16 protein-coding genes are annotated in these 16,859 nt (G+C 66.4%); 4 read left to right on the forward strand and 12 right to left on the reverse strand.

The genetic code is table 11. The features are described from left to right. Positions 1-6: 6 nt before the first annotated feature. Together GORHZ_RS13615 and GORHZ_RS13620 are read right to left on the reverse strand one after the other, a co-directional pair. Positions 7-567, reverse strand: a complete 561-nt coding sequence (locus tag GORHZ_RS13615; RefSeq protein WP_040531866.1) for a YceI family protein — start codon at positions 565-567, stop codon at positions 7-9. Position 568: 1 nt separating this feature from the next. Next, positions 569-1,339, reverse strand: a complete 771-nt coding sequence (locus GORHZ_RS13620) for a DUF4386 domain-containing protein (RefSeq protein WP_006333897.1) — start codon at positions 1,337-1,339, stop codon at positions 569-571. A gap of 339 nt (positions 1,340-1,678) precedes the next feature. On the opposite strand from GORHZ_RS13620, the gene GORHZ_RS13625 reads away from it, so the two are divergent. Further along, on the forward strand, positions 1,679-2,608 hold the full coding sequence (locus GORHZ_RS13625; protein ID WP_006333898.1) for a hypothetical protein: 930 nt from the start codon (positions 1,679-1,681) through the stop codon (positions 2,606-2,608). A gap of 55 nt (positions 2,609-2,663) precedes the next feature. Here GORHZ_RS13625 and GORHZ_RS13630 read toward each other — a convergent pair whose 3' ends face one another. After that, positions 2,664-3,305, reverse strand: a complete 642-nt coding sequence (locus GORHZ_RS13630; protein ID WP_040531913.1) for a nucleoside/nucleotide kinase family protein — start codon at positions 3,303-3,305, stop codon at positions 2,664-2,666. 75 nt (positions 3,306-3,380) lie between these two features. On the opposite strand from GORHZ_RS13630, the gene GORHZ_RS13635 reads away from it, so the two are divergent. Together GORHZ_RS13635 and GORHZ_RS13640 are read left to right on the forward strand one after the other, a co-directional pair. Continuing rightward, entirely contained in the window at positions 3,381-3,893 is a 513-nt protein-coding gene (locus GORHZ_RS13635) for a GNAT family N-acetyltransferase (RefSeq protein ID WP_006333900.1), read from the forward strand. A 27-nt stretch (positions 3,894-3,920) separates the two neighbouring features. Further along, positions 3,921-4,955, forward strand: coding sequence for an MBL fold metallo-hydrolase (locus GORHZ_RS13640; protein ID WP_006333901.1), 1,035 nt, complete (start codon positions 3,921-3,923; stop codon positions 4,953-4,955). 149 nt (positions 4,956-5,104) lie between these two features. Here GORHZ_RS13640 and GORHZ_RS13645 read toward each other — a convergent pair whose 3' ends face one another. The 5 genes from GORHZ_RS13645 to GORHZ_RS13665 all read right to left on the reverse strand — a co-directional run bounded on the left by GORHZ_RS13645 (position 5,105) and on the right by GORHZ_RS13665 (position 10,786). Beyond that, positions 5,105-6,628 (reverse strand): aldehyde dehydrogenase family protein, encoded by a 1,524-nt coding sequence (locus GORHZ_RS13645; protein ID WP_006333904.1) that lies wholly within the window; start codon positions 6,626-6,628, stop codon positions 5,105-5,107. Between the two features lie 150 nt (positions 6,629-6,778). Continuing rightward, complete coding sequence (locus tag GORHZ_RS13650) at positions 6,779-7,993, reverse strand: MFS transporter (protein ID WP_373279607.1); 1,215 nt, start codon at positions 7,991-7,993, stop codon at positions 6,779-6,781. A 96-nt stretch (positions 7,994-8,089) separates the two neighbouring features. Continuing rightward, positions 8,090-9,184 (reverse strand): alpha/beta fold hydrolase, encoded by a 1,095-nt coding sequence (locus GORHZ_RS13655; RefSeq protein WP_006333908.1) that lies wholly within the window; start codon positions 9,182-9,184, stop codon positions 8,090-8,092. Beyond that, entirely contained in the window at positions 9,181-9,492 is a 312-nt protein-coding gene (locus tag GORHZ_RS30875) for a hypothetical protein (protein ID WP_006333910.1), read from the reverse strand. Before GORHZ_RS30875 ends, GORHZ_RS13655 begins: the two co-directional genes overlap by 4 nt. A 70-nt stretch (positions 9,493-9,562) precedes the next feature. Then, positions 9,563-10,786, reverse strand: coding sequence for an alpha/beta hydrolase (locus GORHZ_RS13665; protein WP_245551422.1), 1,224 nt, complete (start codon positions 10,784-10,786; stop codon positions 9,563-9,565). Positions 10,787-11,049: 263 nt separating this feature from the next. Here GORHZ_RS13665 and GORHZ_RS13670 point away from each other — a divergent pair, with 263 nt between their 5' ends. Continuing rightward, positions 11,050-12,636: a long-chain-fatty-acid--CoA ligase gene (locus tag GORHZ_RS13670; RefSeq protein ID WP_006333913.1), complete on the forward strand. Its 1,587-nt coding sequence runs from the start codon at positions 11,050-11,052 to the stop codon at positions 12,634-12,636. Positions 12,637-12,809: 173 nt separating this feature from the next. On the opposite strand, the gene GORHZ_RS13675 is transcribed toward GORHZ_RS13670, so the two are convergent. The 4 genes from GORHZ_RS13675 to GORHZ_RS30880 form a co-directional block, all read right to left on the reverse strand. After that, positions 12,810-14,009, reverse strand: a complete 1,200-nt coding sequence (locus GORHZ_RS13675; protein WP_006333914.1) for a S8 family serine peptidase — start codon at positions 14,007-14,009, stop codon at positions 12,810-12,812. Positions 14,010-14,014: 5 nt separating this feature from the next. Next, positions 14,015-15,175, reverse strand: coding sequence for a trypsin-like serine peptidase (locus GORHZ_RS13680; protein ID WP_006333915.1), 1,161 nt, complete (start codon positions 15,173-15,175; stop codon positions 14,015-14,017). 212 nt (positions 15,176-15,387) lie between these two features. Beyond that, complete coding sequence (locus GORHZ_RS13685; protein ID WP_006333921.1) at positions 15,388-16,086, reverse strand: RES domain-containing protein; 699 nt, start codon at positions 16,084-16,086, stop codon at positions 15,388-15,390. Next, positions 16,080-16,715: a helix-turn-helix domain-containing protein gene (locus GORHZ_RS30880; protein WP_245551421.1), complete on the reverse strand. Its 636-nt coding sequence runs from the start codon at positions 16,713-16,715 to the stop codon at positions 16,080-16,082. Before GORHZ_RS30880 ends, GORHZ_RS13685 begins: the two co-directional genes overlap by 7 nt. Positions 16,716-16,859: the final 144 nt, after the last annotated feature.

Consider the following 16,859-nt stretch of genomic DNA (forward strand, 5'->3'; position numbering starts at 1 on the left):
ACCCGGTCAGTCACTCTTGGTGTGGGTGACGTCGACGGCCACGCGCACGTCGTCGGCGACCTTGAGCGCGCCCATCATCTGCGAATAGGGCTTGATCCCGAAATCGCTCTGGGTGATGCCGGTGTCCGTCGTGATCGCCCACCGATCGCCGCGGTCGTCGACGGTCAGATCGAGTCCATGCGATCTACTCTGCCCGTGGATCGTGAGTGTGCCGTCGACGTGGTAACCGTCGACCGACTTCTCGATCGAGCTCGCTTCGAAGGTGATATCGCTGAACCGGTCGGCGCGCAGCGTCTTCAATGCGTTGGCGCGCGCCACCGATTTCTCGACGCCGGTGAACGGGGTCAGTCCCCCTTCGCCGGATCGCACCTGCAGCGAATCGACCGGAATCGTCGCCTTCAGTCCCGTGGGCTCGCCGTCACGCCAGGTCACCGACGCCGACCATCGCTGCATCTCGATCGTGAGTCGATGTCCGGTGCGCGCCGCACGGCCGGTCACGCCCGTGTGGACGATGACCGAACCGTCGGCCGCGGTGAGTTCCCAGATGGCGTCCTTCACGTTCGGCATTCTAGTGAGCGCAGTCCGCGAAATCAGTGATCTGCGCCTTGGCCGGTGACTCGCCGCGACCGGCGGTCGGCACCGGGCGTCGTCCGCGGGCGACGGCCAACAGCCAGACCGTGAGAGCCAACTCGCCCACCACCGATGGCACGGCGACGACCGGCAGGAAGATGTCGGCATAGGACGCATAGTCGGCCAGCGCGATATGCGCGATGGTGTCGACGATGTACGCGGCACCGGCGACGGTCAGCACCGCGGCGATCCACCGAGGTCCGCCCGCCGAGGTCCACAGGAGGCGTGCCAACAGGATCAGGTGCACCCCGAAGGCCGCGAGTCCGATCAGCCACGTCATGTCGAACAAACGCATCGCGAGCTGGACGTCGCCAGCCGACGCCTGCCCCGGCGCGTCCTGTTCGACGAGCACGAGGGCTCCGAATGCGAAGACCAGGCCGACTCCCAGGAACACCGTATGCACCAGGCGTGACCAGGCGGTCAGTAGCGCGAGATCCCGCCGGACCGGGCGAAACAGAACGTAGAGGGCCCACGCGATCAGGACATCGATGAGGAACACCGCCAGGAACGCCAGGATACCCATCCGGAGCAGGCCGGCCGACGTGGCGACCCCGTCCAGCGTCGCTGACGCGTCGTCGGGGTCGTACACGGCTCCGATGGCGAAGAAGTTTGCGAACACTGCCAGCACGAAGATGGCGAGGTAGCCCAAGCCGGCCCAACGGGCGGCCGAGCGCGGTGGCGTGAGAACAGCGGGTGATGAGGCGGTCATCGGATCCTCCGATCGAAATGTGGGCGGTGTCTTACGGTGTAAGTTTTGCACGACCTCAATCTAGCCTTACGTTGTAAGACCGTCAAGTCCCGCCACCGAGGTCGATTGGCCAAATGACCGAGTGGCGCGCGGACGCGGCGGCCCTGGTGCCGTCGATCGTCGTGTCTCGCGATCTCTGGAACATCGTGCGGTGATGCAGAATTCGCCTCCTCCCTCGCTTGGACGCGGAGACATCGCGGTCATCGGCCGTCAATTGCCATACACAACTTGGGTTCCCGGTCGATATGCCGCTGGTCACTTCGAGTTGCAGAGAAGTGACCTGGGAGTGACCATGAAGTTATGGCGAAGTTGAGTCCGCAGGTAAGCGCCTTGAAGGCAGCCCACTGGAAGCAACGCCTCGCCCCGCACCTCGCCGACGGCGAGGTCATTCGCGGATTCGCATCCGCCTGTCACCTCAAACCTGCCACCGAAGGTGTCGCATTCACCAACGCGCGTGTCGTCGGATTCAACACCGATTCCGCGTCGTCGGATGGCATGTGCGTTGTCTTCGCGGTACCGGCCGACGAGATCGTGGGTTTCGACCTCGCACCGGTGCGGCTCGTACCGACCATGTCGGTTCGTACGCCCAGCGGACTGGTGACCTTCGGAGCGTTCGACAAAACCGAAACCGAGTTCATCGCCTACTTTCTCGAATATCTGCAGCGGGAGGGCGTTGATCCGGCAGCCAGGGAGGGAATCATGCAGTTACGGGATTTGGAAGAGCAGAGACGACGGGCCGAGTCCCAGTGGGAAGCCGCGCAGGACGGTGTTCAGGTGTTCGGCGAGCCGATGACCGCTGCGCAGTGGACGACCATTCATGAGCACTCGGCGGCAGGCGAAACGCCGTGGCTCGTCCTCAACAGCGGGCGTGCGGGTCAACTCGTGGCCTTCGACGACCGCGTCGTCCTGCTCAAGAAGGGTCATCCAGCAGACGAGGCGGAGGGCGTTCGCGAAACGACCATCCCGTATCCAGAGATCACCGGAATCGAGTACAACTGTGGTGCGCTCAGCGGCGACATCGAGGTGCTCACACCCGACCACCCGGAATGCAGCGACCGCGACCAATGGCTGAAGCTGCATCGGGATGACAAGGTCGTGTCCTACGGGTCGACATCCATCTCGAACGCGTTGTCCTTCCCCAAGCCCTACTACCGCCAGGCGCTGCCGGAGATCGACCAATTGAGGCGGCGGATCACCGCCACGCAGGAGCGTGCGGTCTCCAGCGCCTGATCGTGGTCGTTCGACCAGGTCTGAGCTGTCCGATCATCGTCACCTCGATGCCTCGTCATCGCCACCTGCTCGTGCCGTCGAGGACCAGGTGTGCACGGTGACGTGCGGTCGCGACCAGTCGAGCGTTCGGCTCGTCGACGTCGTCGACCCACGCCTGCGCGGCCGCCGCAGACTTGCCGGCTGCGGTGTGGCGCCGCAGTAGCCGCTCACGACGGACCTCGGTCGGGGCGTCGATGTAGTAGAGACGGTCGAGTAGTCCGAACACACCCGTCCACCTCGTGTCCTCGAGGCCGAGGTAGTTGCCCTCGGTGACGATCAGTCGAGCGGTCGCCGGAAGCAGCAGGCTCGCGGCGATCGGTTCGCCCGCGGTGTGATCGAAATCGGGTGCATAGACGTCATGATCGGCTCGCGTCGCCCTCGTCAGCAGCGCGACGTAACCCTCGACATCGAAGGTGTCCGGCGCTCCCTTGCGGTCGGCTCGTCCGAGGCGGGCCAGCACGGCGTTCGACAGATGGAAGCCGTCCATCGGCAGATATCCGACGGCGTCCTCGTCGTGGGCCCGACGATGGTGCTCGACGACGGCGCGGGCGATCGTCGACTTCCCCGCGCCCGGTGGACCGGTCACACCGATGACGACTCGGTCCCGACGGGCCTCGAGCAGGTCATCGACGTCGGACAGGACGGTCGGCACGCACATGGTGCGACGATAGGCGTAGGTCGTGACGAGCGACAACGCCCCTACACTCGCGCTTCCCAGGTGATCAGAATGACGATGCCCGCCCAGCAGATCTGGCAGACCCGCCCCGAAACCCCCTCCGATATCGGTGACATCCGTCGGATCAACCTGGCCGCGTTCGACACCGCGGCCGAGGCAGACCTCGTTGACGCATTGCGCGCGGACCCCGCCTGGATCGACGGACTGTCGATCATTAGCGCCACGGCCGACGGGGTTGCCGTCGGCTATGCCCTGCTGACCCGCTGCCACCTCGACGACACTCCCGCGCTGTGCCTCGCACCGTGTTCGGTACTCCCCGAGTATCAGCGCAGGGGTGCGGGGTCGGCTGCGATCCGCGCGGTGCTGACGGCCGCGAAGGCGGCCGGTGAATCATTCGTCGTCGTCCTCGGCCATCCCGGGTATTACCCCCGCTTCGGCTTCCGCCGGGCAAGTCAGTACGGCATCCGGCTCACCATCGACGTGCCCGACGACGCTCTGATGGCGACGAGCCTGACCGATCGGCCCCTCCCCGGTGGCACCGTCCGCTACGCGGCGCCGTTCGGCATCTGATGCGCCCGCCGGGCCACAATGGGAGCTATGGAACCCACCGACGTGGCCATACTCGACGAGCTCACTCTGACCGTCGTCGTCGACAACGAGACCGACACGTTGTCGAGCGTGGACCCGGGCGTCCCGCAACTCCCGGAAACGGCGTCACTGCTCGGCCGCACCCCACCGGGGCGGGAGTTCGACGGACACCCCGGCATCTGTGTGTTCGACCGGCTGTGCGTGGCCTGCCATGGATTGTCGGTGCTCGTCACCGCCTGCCGCGGCGACGAGACACGCACGGTCTTGTTCGACGTCGGCCCTTACGGACAGGTGTGGCTCGAGAACGCCGAACGGCTCGGGCTCGACCTCTCGACGATCGAGACGATCTTCCTATCGCACTGGCACGCCGACCACAGCGCCGGACTGCCCGCCGTCATCGCGGCCGTCGCCGCCGCCCGTCAGACCGCGGGTCTTGTGCCGCCGGTCGTCGACCTCCACCCCGACCGGCCCGACCAGCGCGGCGTGCTGACGCCGTCGGGGGCGCTCGCGCTGCTCCCGCCCGAGCCCACCGTCGCGGAGATCGAGGTGGCCGGCGGGGTGGTCGAGACGCATGGCGAGGCACACGCGGTCGTCGGACTGCTGGCGGCCAGTGGTGAGATCCCTCGGCTCACCGACTACGAGACCGGCCTCGACGGGCACCACTCGATCCGCGGTGAGGTCTGTGAGCCCGACCCGTTGATCCTCGACGAGCGGTTGCTGGCCGCGCACGTCCGCGGCCGCGGTGTCACGGTCTTGTCCGCATGCTCGCACGCTGGGGTCGTCAACGCCTGTCTCCACGCGACGGACCTTGTGGGTGACCTGCCCGTCGACGTGGTGCTCGGCGGCTACCACCTGGCCGGCCGATCGATGGAGCAGCGCATCGAGGCCACCGTTGGTGACCTGCACGATCGGATCCGGCCCCGGATCGTCGCGCCCGGCCATTGCACCGGCTGGCGGGCCAAGGCGGCGCTCGCCGATGCATTCGCGCCGGGGGGATACGGTCCGAGCGTCGTCGGAACCCGCTATCGGCTCACCGCGGAGTGACGGCGCCGGTGTCCATATCTGCGCGGAGAGCGCCGCGGCCACCCATGCCCGCCCCGACACCCAGCACATCCCGATCGACGGACCGCCGCAGCTGCGGGCCCGGGCCGTCGACCTGTGATCGCCCGGGCCGTGCGGCGGTGTCGATGGTGCTACAGACCCAGCCGACGGCGGCCCTTCGCCGCACCGGCCCGCATGAGCGCCAGGGCAGTCTTCACCTTCGCCGGCACATACGGGTACCAGATCAGTTCTTTGCTCTGAACAGGGATGCGTGGAGTGGTGATGGCTTGCTGGCGGCAGTACTTGAGGATTCCGTTCGGCCCGCCCCAGCGAGCACCGATGCCCGATTCCTTCCAGCCGCCCATCGGCAGCGCGAAGTTGAAGGTATTGGAGAAGGCGTCGTTGATGTTCACCGCCCCGGCCTCGAGTTGGCGCGCGATCCGTTGCCCACGTTGCTTGTCACGGGTCCATACCGAAGCGGACAGTCCGTAGCGTGAGTCATTCGCCAGCGCAATGGCTTCCTGCTCGTCGCGCACCTTGACGACCGGGAGGGTCGGTCCGAAGGTCTCCTCCTGAATGCACGACATGGATTGCTCGACATCGGCCAGGACGGTCGGGGCGAAGAAGGTGCCGACGCCCGTCGGAGCGCCACCGGTCACGATCCGGGCGCCACCGGCGACGGCCTCCTCCACGTGGCGCTGCACGATGTCGCGTTGTGTCACGGTCGCGAGCGCGCCGACGTCGTAGCGGTAGCTGCGGTCATCCTGACCCATGCGTAACTCGTCGACGTTCTTGGTGAGCTTCGTCAGGAACTCGTCGTACACCGACTCTTCGACATAGACCCGCTCGATGGAGATGCACACCTGACCGGCGTTGAAGAACCCTCCCCAGGCGATGCCGTTGGCTGCACGGTCGAGGTCGGCGTCGGCGAGCACGATGGCCGGGTCCTTGCCGCCCAGTTCGAGGCTGTAAGGAACCAGTCGTGCGGCGCACTGCTGCGCGATGATCCGCCCGGTCGGGGTGGACCCGGTGAACTGGACGTAGTCGACCGTGTCGACCAGCGCGGCGCCGGTCGCGCCGTAACCGGTGCTGATCTCCAGGACCGGCGGCGCGCCGATCTCCTTCCATCCGCGGACGAACTCGACGGCGGACAGCGGCGTCACCTCGGACGGTTTGAGCAGCACCGACGCTCCGGCGGCAAGGGCGGGGATGGCGTCGAACACGCCGTTCAGGAAGGGGAAATTCCACGGTGTGATGACGCCGACCACGGGATACGGCCGGTAGGTGATCTCCAGGTTCTTGGCCAGGCCGAGGGGTCCGTGCGGGTGCGGGTGCTTGTCGGCCAGGAATTTGGCGGCATTCTTCGACCAGTAGTTGAGCAGGTCCGCGGACACCACCGGCTCGAAGCTGGCGTCCACGCGCGACTTACCGGTCTCCGACTGCAGCACATCGGTGATGTGCTGGGAATTGTCGAGGACCCACTCCTGCAGTCGGAGGAACCAACGCCTCCGCTCCTTGGGGCCCAGGGCCTCCCACGCCGGTTGTGCCTCTCGGAGAGCCTTGACCTTCGCCACGACCGTCTCCTGCGAGTCGTTCGGAACCTGTCCGACCACGCCTCCGTCAGCAGGATTGCGGACCTCGATGGTCTCGGCGACATCGGGTGCAGTGGTCGTCATCTCGTACTTCTCCTCGTGGTCGACGACATTTGGTCAGATATATCTGACACTAACGGTCCACCCGCCCGTGGGGAATGTGCCACTGCCCAATCAAGCGGGATATCCGTTGGGCAGGCGCAGACTGCCCGGACATTGGGGAGGTCCGCGTCATCACCGCCGGACGATTGCCACACCGACCGCGACGGCGACGAGTTGGACGACCGCGACGGTCACCATCAGAGCCGGAATGGACACGTCGTAGAGCCAGCCGGTGAGGACGCCGCCGAGCGCGGTGGCTGCGCCGAGGCCGGCGGCGAAGATGCCGTACGCGGTGGCTCGTCGGGGTGGGGTGACGAGATCTGCGACGACGGCGCGCAGCGTGGACTCCTGGATCCCGACCGCAGCGCCCCACAGCAGAGTGCCTGCGATCACCAGAAGAGTCGCGTCGGTGAATGCCAACACCGGCGTCAGCGCCGCGAGCAAAGGCAGCGCGGCGAGCGTTCTGGCTCCGTACCGGTCGTACGCCCACCCGGTCGCCAGGGCGGCCACCGCGTCGGCGGCCATGGCGGCGGTGTAGATGAGCGGCACTGCGGGCGTGGGCACGATGTTCTGCTCGACCATGTGAAACGACAGCAGGCCGAAGGTGGTGAAGCCGATCATCGTGGTCGCGGTGAACCCGAGGTAGATCCAGAACCGGCGCGGCAGGGAGGGGTGCCACCCCGGGATCGTTCGGCGGGTGGGATGGGTCGGTCCGGGCTCGTCGGGCGCGGCCGGTTCGTACAGTGCGGGCTCGGGAACCCGGAGGCGAAGCCACACCAGCAGGGCGAGCGTCGCGACACCGGGAAGGGCCAGGATCCCCAGGGTTGGGCCGTAGTCGTCGCCGGTGAGTGCCAGCATCACGGCGACGACCAGCGGTCCGAGGACCGCGCCGATCTGGTCCAGCGCTTCGTGGACTGCGAAACCCCGGCCCCGGCCGGTGACATGGGTGGCGTGCGAGAGCAGGGTGTCCTTGGCCGGGCTGCGCACGGCTTTGCCGATGCGCTCGGTGATGACGAGGCCGCCGGCCACCCAGAGGGTGCCGGCGATGCCCAGCAACGGAACGGAGATGACCGTGATGGCGTAGCCGGCCAGGGTCCAGGCCCAGAATCTGCGGGTACGGTCGGCCAAGGGTCCCGACACCAGTCGCAGACCCAGTGCGGCGGCCTCCCCCACACCGGTGACGACACCGACCACCAGGCCCGTCGCCCCCAGCGACGCGAGCAGTGGCCCGGTGATGGACCGGGCGCCCTCGTACACGACGTCGGCCAGCAGACTGACCACACCGAAGACGGCAACGAATCGCCAGGCACTGAGCGGTACTCGGGGCGCGGATGTCACCCCCGCAATGCTACGAGGCGGATCTGCGGAGGCCACCTGCTGAAAGTGGTCCCGCGATGACCGTCCGAGGGGAATTCCTCCCGGGGAGCTACCACAGGACCACTGTCAGTAGCCGTGTCCTGAGCCGGTCGACGACAACGCACCGATCTCGTTCAGATACCCGACGATGGCGGGCACCGTCCTCTTGCGTGCCGATCCACCGACCAGCAGCCCGACATGTCCAGCCCTCAGGACGCGCTCCGCACCCGTCCCGTCGCCCACCAGTCCGGTCAACGGGGCCACAGAGGTCGGTGGCGTCACGTGGTCGGTGGTGCCGTAGATGTTGAGGAATGGTGCCGTGATGGAGTCCAACGACCGCACCGTGCCGCCCATCATCACCTTGCCGGAGACGAGGCTGTTGTCGCGGTTGAGCACGCGGATCATCTCGACGAAGACCGCACCCGGGAACGGGACATGGTCGTGCGCCCAGTGGGTGAGGGCCCAGATCGCCTGTGTCGCCTGACGGTCATGAAGCCTGTCGATCAGGGTGACATATCCGGTGAGGTCACCGAGCGGGCGCAGCATCTGGAATGCGCGCAGCATCGCCGCCGGCGGCACGTTACCGGTTTCGTCCAGGATGTCCTCGGGCTCGATACGTCCCTGCTGGGTCAGCCAGGACAACGGGCCCATCTCGGCCCAATTGGTCGGAGCCGCGAGCGTGATGAGGGCGCGGGGTTGCCGTGGCGGTTTGGAGGCCGCCCACAACAACGCGATGAGTCCACCGAAACAGTGCCCGACGACCACCGGATCCTGTCCGGACAGCTCGACGACCCGGTCGAAGGCCTGCTGCATGTAATCGTCGACGTAGCGACTCATCGTGGCCGACGCATCCCGCGCGTCCGGGGTGCCCCAGTCGAGCAGGTACACGTCATAACCCTCCGCCAGGAGGTGCTCCACGACGCTGTCGCCCGGACGCAGATCCCAGATGTAGCTGCGGTTGACCAGGCTTGGTACCAGCAGGAGCGGTGATCCGTTGTCCACTCCGGCCCGATACCGTTTCATCGATGCGCGCCCATCCGACCAGACGACCGTGCTCGACGTGCACCCGACTCCCGGACGGTCCAACCCGGCGAGCAGTCGGAGCCCGTTCACCGCACGCAGACGTGTTCGATCGACCCGGCCGCCGACGGCCTCGGGAGTGTTCACACCGGCGATTTTCATGACCGCACCTCCGCTGCCGTCGCGATCACCGAGTCGTGCTGCGCCTGCCTCGGCATGTGCCCCGACTGCTCGATCGCTCGGGTCAATCTGGCGATCTGTCGGCCGGTGGGTAGACCGAGGGACCCGGCGATCGCTGTCTGGCCTTGTCGGATTGCGCCTTTGGCGAGGCGCTGGATCGAGGTCCATGCGGTCAGCGCGTCGAGGAACGCGTCGGTGCGCACGATGTCCTCGAGGGGTGGTGACACCCGGCGCTCGAGTGTGAAGTAGACCTGTGTGGGGTCCACGATCCATCCGAGGGTGAGCTTCATCGGAAGTCCTTTCTGGGGAGATCGATTTCGGTCCACCGGATCGATCGGTGGGTGGTGGATGGCTTGGCCGTCAGTCGTTGGTGACGGCCGTGGCGTCGGTGGTGTGACCGGTGCTGGTCTCGTCGAGCGCGAGCCGATGCTTCTTCGACTGCGTCGACCGCGTCAGTGCGCGGACGGGCGAAATCCGCGGACCGCGCCAGCGCTCTGCCGCGAGTGTGGACAGGATCCGCGCGGTATTCGCCATCGGGGTGCGGAGCCAACTCTCGTCCAGTCGCCGTTCTGTCTCCGCAGCAAGGGAATACCACCGGATCGGGTGATCGGGAACTGTTGGTACTCCACCTGGCACGGGAGAAACGCCCGCCACCGTCTCAGCGATGCTCTTCAGTGCCGAGTGGCCCGACGGGAAGATCCCGTCCATGTCGACGAAGCCGTGCATCTGACGCGGAAACTCCTCACACAGAACCTGATTCCCGGCCGCTTCGAGAGCCCGGGCGTATGCGCGCCCATCCGGACAGAACGGATCTGCACCGCCGAGGACGATATGTGCGGGCGGCAACCCTGCGTGCGAGTCGGCGAACAACGGCGAGATCGTCGGATCGGTCCGTTCGATACCCGTCAGCGAATGGAGGCCGAACCACTCGATTGCGGCACCGTCGAAGAATCCGGAGGCAGCCGTGTGATCCATGTGCGCGAGCGTGAGGTCGGTCGCCGGATAGATCAGGATTTGTCCCGCGATGCCGGCACCCGCATGGTCTCGGAAGTGGCAGCACGCCGCAGCGGCCATGTTTCCGCCGGCCGAGTCGCCCGCCACGATCAATCGCCGTCGGTCCGCCCCGAGCTGGGCCGCATGTCGGTATGCCCAGGCGATGGCCGTGCGCGCGTCCTCGTGGGATTGCGTGATGGGTACTTCGGGTGAGCGCCGGTAGTCGACCGACACGACGACCGCAGAAGAATAGTTGGCCAGCTTGCGGCACGTGGCGTCGGCCGTGAACAGATCGCCGATCACAAACCCTCCGCCGTGCATCCACACGACGATCGGGGCACCGATACGACGGCGGCGCGGCCAATACACCCGCACGGGTACCTCATGGCCCTCGGGGCTCGACGCGATCGTGGATCGCGACCATCCTCCGATGGTTCTCCGAGTCGTGGTGGCAACGAGTATCTGATAGTCGATGCGCGCCTGCTCCGGCGTCCGGGTGACGATGTTCGGCCATCCGACGAGGTCAAGCCACGCCGCCAGCGTGCGCCCTCGAGGGTCCATCCCGCTGCGACCTTTGGTGGTGTGCTGCATCACGACGGCCACGATACTGACCGCACGTACGGTTAGGCAAGCGGATGTGATCCAATGCGCCCCGCCCTCGGCTGGTGCGGGTGTCAACAGCCCAGGGTTGGACTACCCCAGATGAACGCGCGAACAGGACCACCGAGGCGGAGGCATTCGTACGAACCTTGCGTACTGACCGCTCGTACGGTTAGCGTCACTGCGGGCGCCGAGAAGCCGTCGGTCATCTCCGCGCCGCATCCACGATTCGGTTCCGAGCAGGAGAACGTGACATGACCATCGCCAACGACGCCAACGCCGATGCCGATACCGTGGTGCCCATCGGGAACCACATCGATCGTTGGGTGCAGAGCAAACCCGATGAACACGCGGTCAGCTATGGGACAACGGACTACACCTGGGCCCAGTTCCGCACACGTATCCGCGCGAACGCCGCCGCGCAGGTGGCCGACGGCATCCGGACCGGTGATCGAATCGCATTCTTGGACAAGAACAATCTCGCGTGTCTGGAGACGACGTTGGCGGCATCGCTGACGGGTGCGGCCAACGCCGTCATCAACTTTCGACTCTCGCCCGACGAGGTCGCCTACATCGTCAACGATGCGCGGGCGAGGATCGTGATCGTCGGGTCGGAGTTCGCCGATCTGATCGCCGGCCTGCGCGACGAGTTGCCGACCGTGGAACGGGTGATCGTGACCGGCGGTGTCGACGACGACTACGAGAAGTGGATTGCCGGGGCGAGCGACGCCGATTTCGAGCCCGTCCGCTTCGACCCAGACGCCAGTTTTCTGCAGCTCTACACCTCGGGAACGACCGGGCACCCGAAGGGTGCGATGCTGACTCATCGGAGTCTCGGTGCGCACAACGCCGCGGCGGCCGTGGGCTTCGGCTTCACGCCCTCGTCGGTGAACATGGTTGCCATGCCGCTATTTCACGTGGGCGGCTCATCGTGGTCGCTTGCGGGGATCTCGGTCGGCGCACAGACCATTGTGGTCCGCGATGTCGACCCGAGCGCGGTGCTCGATGAGATCGTCGAACGCAAGGTCACACATGCGTTTTTCGTGCCGGCCGTCTTTGGCTTCTTCCTCGAGGAGCCCCGGGTCGCCGACCGCGACTACTCGGCCGTGCGCTGCCTCGGCTACGGCGGATCGCCGATGCCATTGCCGACGATGCGGGCGTGTCTGGAAACGTGGCCCGACGCCGACTTCTATCAGGTGTACGGCATGACGGAGATGTCCGGCGTCTTCAGCGTGCTCGGTCCCGAGGACCACCGCGACCTCGCGCACCCTGAACGGCTGGTGTCGGCCGGACGCCCGTTGCCCGGGGTGACCGTCACTGTCGTCGATCGGGACGGTAACGCGTTGGCGCCGGGCAGCATCGGCGAGTTCTGGGTGCAGTCCAAACAACACATGCTGGGCTACTGGGGCAATCCAGAGGCGACGTCGAAGACCCTGGTGGGGGACGACTGGTTGCGCACCGGTGACGCCGGGCTGCTTGACGACGACGGCTACCTGTACATCTCCGACCGCGTCAAGGACATGATCATCTCGGGCGGCGAGAACATCTACCCCGCAGAGGTCGAACGGGTGATCATCGAGAATCCCGCGGTCGCCGATGTCGCCGTGATCGGGGTACCCGACGAGAAGTGGGGCGAGACGGTCAAGGCGGTCGTGGTCCTCGCCGACGACGCCTCGACGACAGACGTCGAGCTCATCGCGTACTGTCGGGAACGTCTCGCGGGCTACAAGACCCCGAAGTCGGTGGAATTCCTCTCCGCCCTGCCGCGTAACTCGACGGGCAAGATCCTCAAGCGTGAGCTGCGAAAGCCGTACTGGGAGGGTCGCACCCTCCACTCGTAGCGCTCACCGGAGCGTGATGGCGAGGGGAGCCCCGAGCCCGCCGTTGTCGATCGGGGACTCGAGTTCCCTTCGCCACCAGGTATTTACCGGTGAAGGATCGATTCATCCACCGGGCTGTTCAAGCCGGGACGACGCCCGCGCGATCAGCAGATGGGCAGCCGCGTCGCTGCCTGTCACGGAGCGACGGCGAGTCCCGATCCGACATCCTCCTTCGGCAGCATCAGCCCCTCGGTGCCGTTGATGAGGGCTTTCCACAACTCTTGCCCTCGCTTTCCGGTGCTCTGCGCGATCAGCGCGGCGATACCGGCGACGTGCGGAGTGGCCATGGAGGTGCCACTGATCGTGTTGTAGCGGTCGGGCAACGGCCAACTCGAGTACACGTCGACTCCGGGGGCTGCGATGTCGATCGCCCCGCCCTCGACCGTGGTCGCACGGGCCGAGAACGAGGCGATCCGCAGATCGGAGGCCAGTGCCGCCACCGCGAGTATCGATGGTGAGTTGGCGGGGCTGCCCACGAATCCCGGATTGCCCGGGCGGGCTGCGTTGTTGCCCGCCGCCGCGATGATCAGCGATCCGGCGGCCAGGGCCCGCCGACCGACCTCCTCGTAGGCGCGGACCGGTTGCGGATTGTTGGCGCCCAACGACATCGAGATGACCGCGCAGCGGTTCGCCAGTGCCCATTCGATGCCGGCGAGAATGCCTGTATCCGAACCCGATCCCTGATTGCTGAGAACCTTGCCCACGAAGATGTTCGCCCCGGCGGCCACCCCGTAGCGCGGACCCTGTCCGGGTCTCTTCGGACCGCACGATGTGCCGACGCAATGGGTTCCGTGTCCGTTGCCATCCTGGACGTTTTGCCCGGTGATGAATGACTTCGTGGTGATCGTGCGGCCAGCGAAATCAGGGTGGTTGAGATCGAACCCGGTGTCCAGAACGGCGACGTTCACGCCGGTGCCGTCGAACTGGGACGTGGTGGCGCGGGTGGCCTGCAGCCCCCAGGTGCTCGACCGGCCGTCCCGCAGGTGGGTCTCGACGGCAAGCGGAGCGGCGAGCGCGTGCACGACGTGTTCCGGTTCGATTGCGATGATGACCGGGCTGACGTCGGCGACGTCGCCGAGCGATTCCAGCTGTACGCCACTGACGTCCGCGACGGCGACGCCGAGCCGCTCCAGAATTGTGGCGTCCGCCGATTCGATGTCGTCGACACCGACCGATTCGGGGCCGAGGCCGTCGCTCGACGCCACCGTGTTGATTCCCGCTACCTGCTGCAATGCCTCGACGCGCTGGTCGTGAGTGCTGTCCTCGGTGAACGTGATGATCTGACGACCGGTGGTTTCGGCGGGGTCGGTGTTGGTGGTGTCGTCGGAAATCATGATCTCTACCTGTCTTTCTGGATGGGTGGTGCTGAGCCGTCGATCGTGACCGTCACCCGGAACGGCCCGATCATGGTGGTCACGGCGGACGACGCGGCTTCGGTGTTTCGTACCGGATCGGCGGGTACTGATCCGGTGTTGCTGGCCGATTGACCGATGATCGGTGCGACCAGGTCTTGTTGGGCGGTCGAGTAATGCTGTGCCCGAAGCCATCCGATGATCTGGCTGATCCGGACGCCTTCGTTCAATACACCGCCGGTGTCGGGTCGATCGGGCGCCCGAACGCTCGCGTGGTGTAGGGCGACGACCTCCCATTGGTCGTTGAAGACCGGTGATCCCGAGGACCCGCGTTCGGTGTCGGCCGCATAGTGGAGGTAGCGATCGAGGACGTCGACGAGGCGGTTCTCCCGGAGTGCGATGGCCTTCTTGTCTCCGCGCGGATGCTGGACGATGGTGACGAACTCGCCGATCACCACAGTGCCCTGCATGTCGGTGAGGGGGTTGAAACCGAATCTGTGCACCTGTTGTGGAGTCGCCCGCAGTGCAACCAACGCGAAATCGAGATCGCGATCGGCGAGGTAGAGCCGATCGGCGTCGAAATCGAAACGCTGCGGTGTCAAGGGTCGGCCGTTGACGTCGTCCTGGTAGTCGAATTCCACTGCGCTCTGTCGCGCCACGTCGATACTCGGCAGGACGTGATGGTTGGTGAGCATCAGCTGTGGGGTGACCAGGAACCCCGTCCCGAAGCCTCGGCCGCCGGAGATCACCACGCGACCCACCGATCGCGCCGCGAGTACCCCGGCGTCGAGGTAGCGCACACCGATGAAGTCGCAGGTGTTGATGATCGCCTCGACGATCCGGCCGACATCCCCACTCTCATCGGTGAGGTCGCGGAGCCTGCCCATGGCAGCCCTCAGGTCGGGACGACGCTGCGGGTCGACACGCGCGGTGTCGCCATCCACGTAGTACCGCGCGAGGCGATCGATCCGTCGGGCGATGCGGTCGGCCGTATTCGCCGCCACGACACCACCATCGACCGACAGCGCCACCTCGTTCGTACCGCGGGGCATGGTGCGTTCGTTGACGCGTTGTCGCGCGGCACTTTCCTGGCTCTCACGTTCGTCGTCGAAGTCGGGATCAACCAGCGAGCGAGAAATGATGGTCATGCTCTGACCTCCTCTGCGGCGAGGTGGCGCTCAGTCCGGGCGTCGCGTGTGCACAAGCCTCGTCCACAACGACACGCCTGTAACGAGTACTCGCTACCTGAATCGAGTCGTCGAACTACTCGCAACCGACATCGGCTGGATACGTGCGCAGGCAGCGGCACACGGTGTGCTCACGTGAGCGGTCGGCCTGTGACTTCCGGACGCACGCATCATCAACAGCGCGGACAGTGTGGTGTGAGACCGGTCCGCATTCCCAGTGATACCGCGGCGCCGACGACCCTCGGCCACATGCTCGTGGCGGCCAGGGCGAAATCCTGGACCTGTCCAACGGTTGCGCGCACGACCTCGACGTCGACGTCGGTGTTCCACAACGCCAACGCTCGGCCGTTGGAGTGCGCCGCGTGGTAGTAGACACCGCGCACCCTACGGCGAGCAACGGGCTGGTCCTCGTAGATCGCCCGGGCCCATTCCTGCGTACGCGGTCGCGGGTAGTCGCCGGTCGCCAACGATGGGAGCGCGCCGATGCGCATGGCGGCACCTTCTCCCCGTAGATCGAGCACCCTGATCGGAGACGTCGGTTTCACCAGTGCCACGCGGTAATTCGGGCAGACAGCCGCGTCTCTCAGGTCGCCGAAGACCTCACCGAACGCCGTCGTGAGGTTGCCGGCGACGTAGAGCACCGACCGGTTGTCCGGGCAGTTCTGCGCGATGCCGGACGGGGCCGGAATGTGGTGGTCGAGCCGGTGCAGGGGACCGAAGGACCGGTGGGCGGCACCATCGAGTGCGTGCTCTGATCGGTGGTAGATGCGGCACCAATACCACGGATGAGAGGGTGCGGGCTCGCGCCAGCGCCATGTCCACGCCCTCCCACCGGTGAGAGGACGGACCGGCGTCGGCAGCGCCGCTACCACGCCGCCGACGTGGCGATGGCCGCAACCGCGATGACCTCGTCGACGCGGTCCCCGGCGAGCGCCTGGGCTGGTGTCGCGCCGTCGAGATCGACATTGGGCGCAGTGACCCATTCGGTCAGCGACACCAGGCCCCCGGGAAATTCGTCGCGGAGCCGTGCCAACCCCGGCACGAAGCCGTGGGCGCAGCCGGCATTGAACTGCCACAGGGGAAGTCGCCACTCGCGCCCCTTCTTCAACCCGAGGAGATCACCCGACTTGATGCGGTCGAGCACGGCCTGTTCGGACACCTCCAGCAGCTCCGCGGCCTCGGCACGAGTCAGCGAGTGTCCAACCACCGCGTGCCGCGCGGTGAATTGCCGGCGCAGATTCTCCAGTGCCGCCTCCTTGCGCTGAGTCGGTGTGGGACCCGGACCCCACAGGGCCGCGTCGAGATCATCGTTCTCGCCGACACCACGCAGGAAGCTCTCGCGCACGGGCTCGGAAACACTGCGCAACGCGTCATCGACGGCCGCTGAGAACCCGGGCGACCCTTCGATCACCGAGAGGCCGGAAGCGGTGCGGCCTCGGCCGGTCGAGCCTTTCGCCCGCGTCTGGGTGCGCCTGTCGCCGGCCGTCGTCCTGGTCGCCATGACAGCCATGATACCGGCGGCCAGAAGAGCCTGAACAAGCTAAACAAGCCCCCACACAAACACGAGAAGGAATTCGCACGCACCCGGCGACCGAAGATGTCGTCATCCGAAGGGCCGCGACTGGTGGCCGCGGCACACGCGCGG

Source organism: Gordonia rhizosphera NBRC 16068 (genome assembly GCF_000298195.1).
GTDB lineage: Bacteria > Actinomycetota > Actinomycetes > Mycobacteriales > Mycobacteriaceae > Gordonia > Gordonia rhizosphera.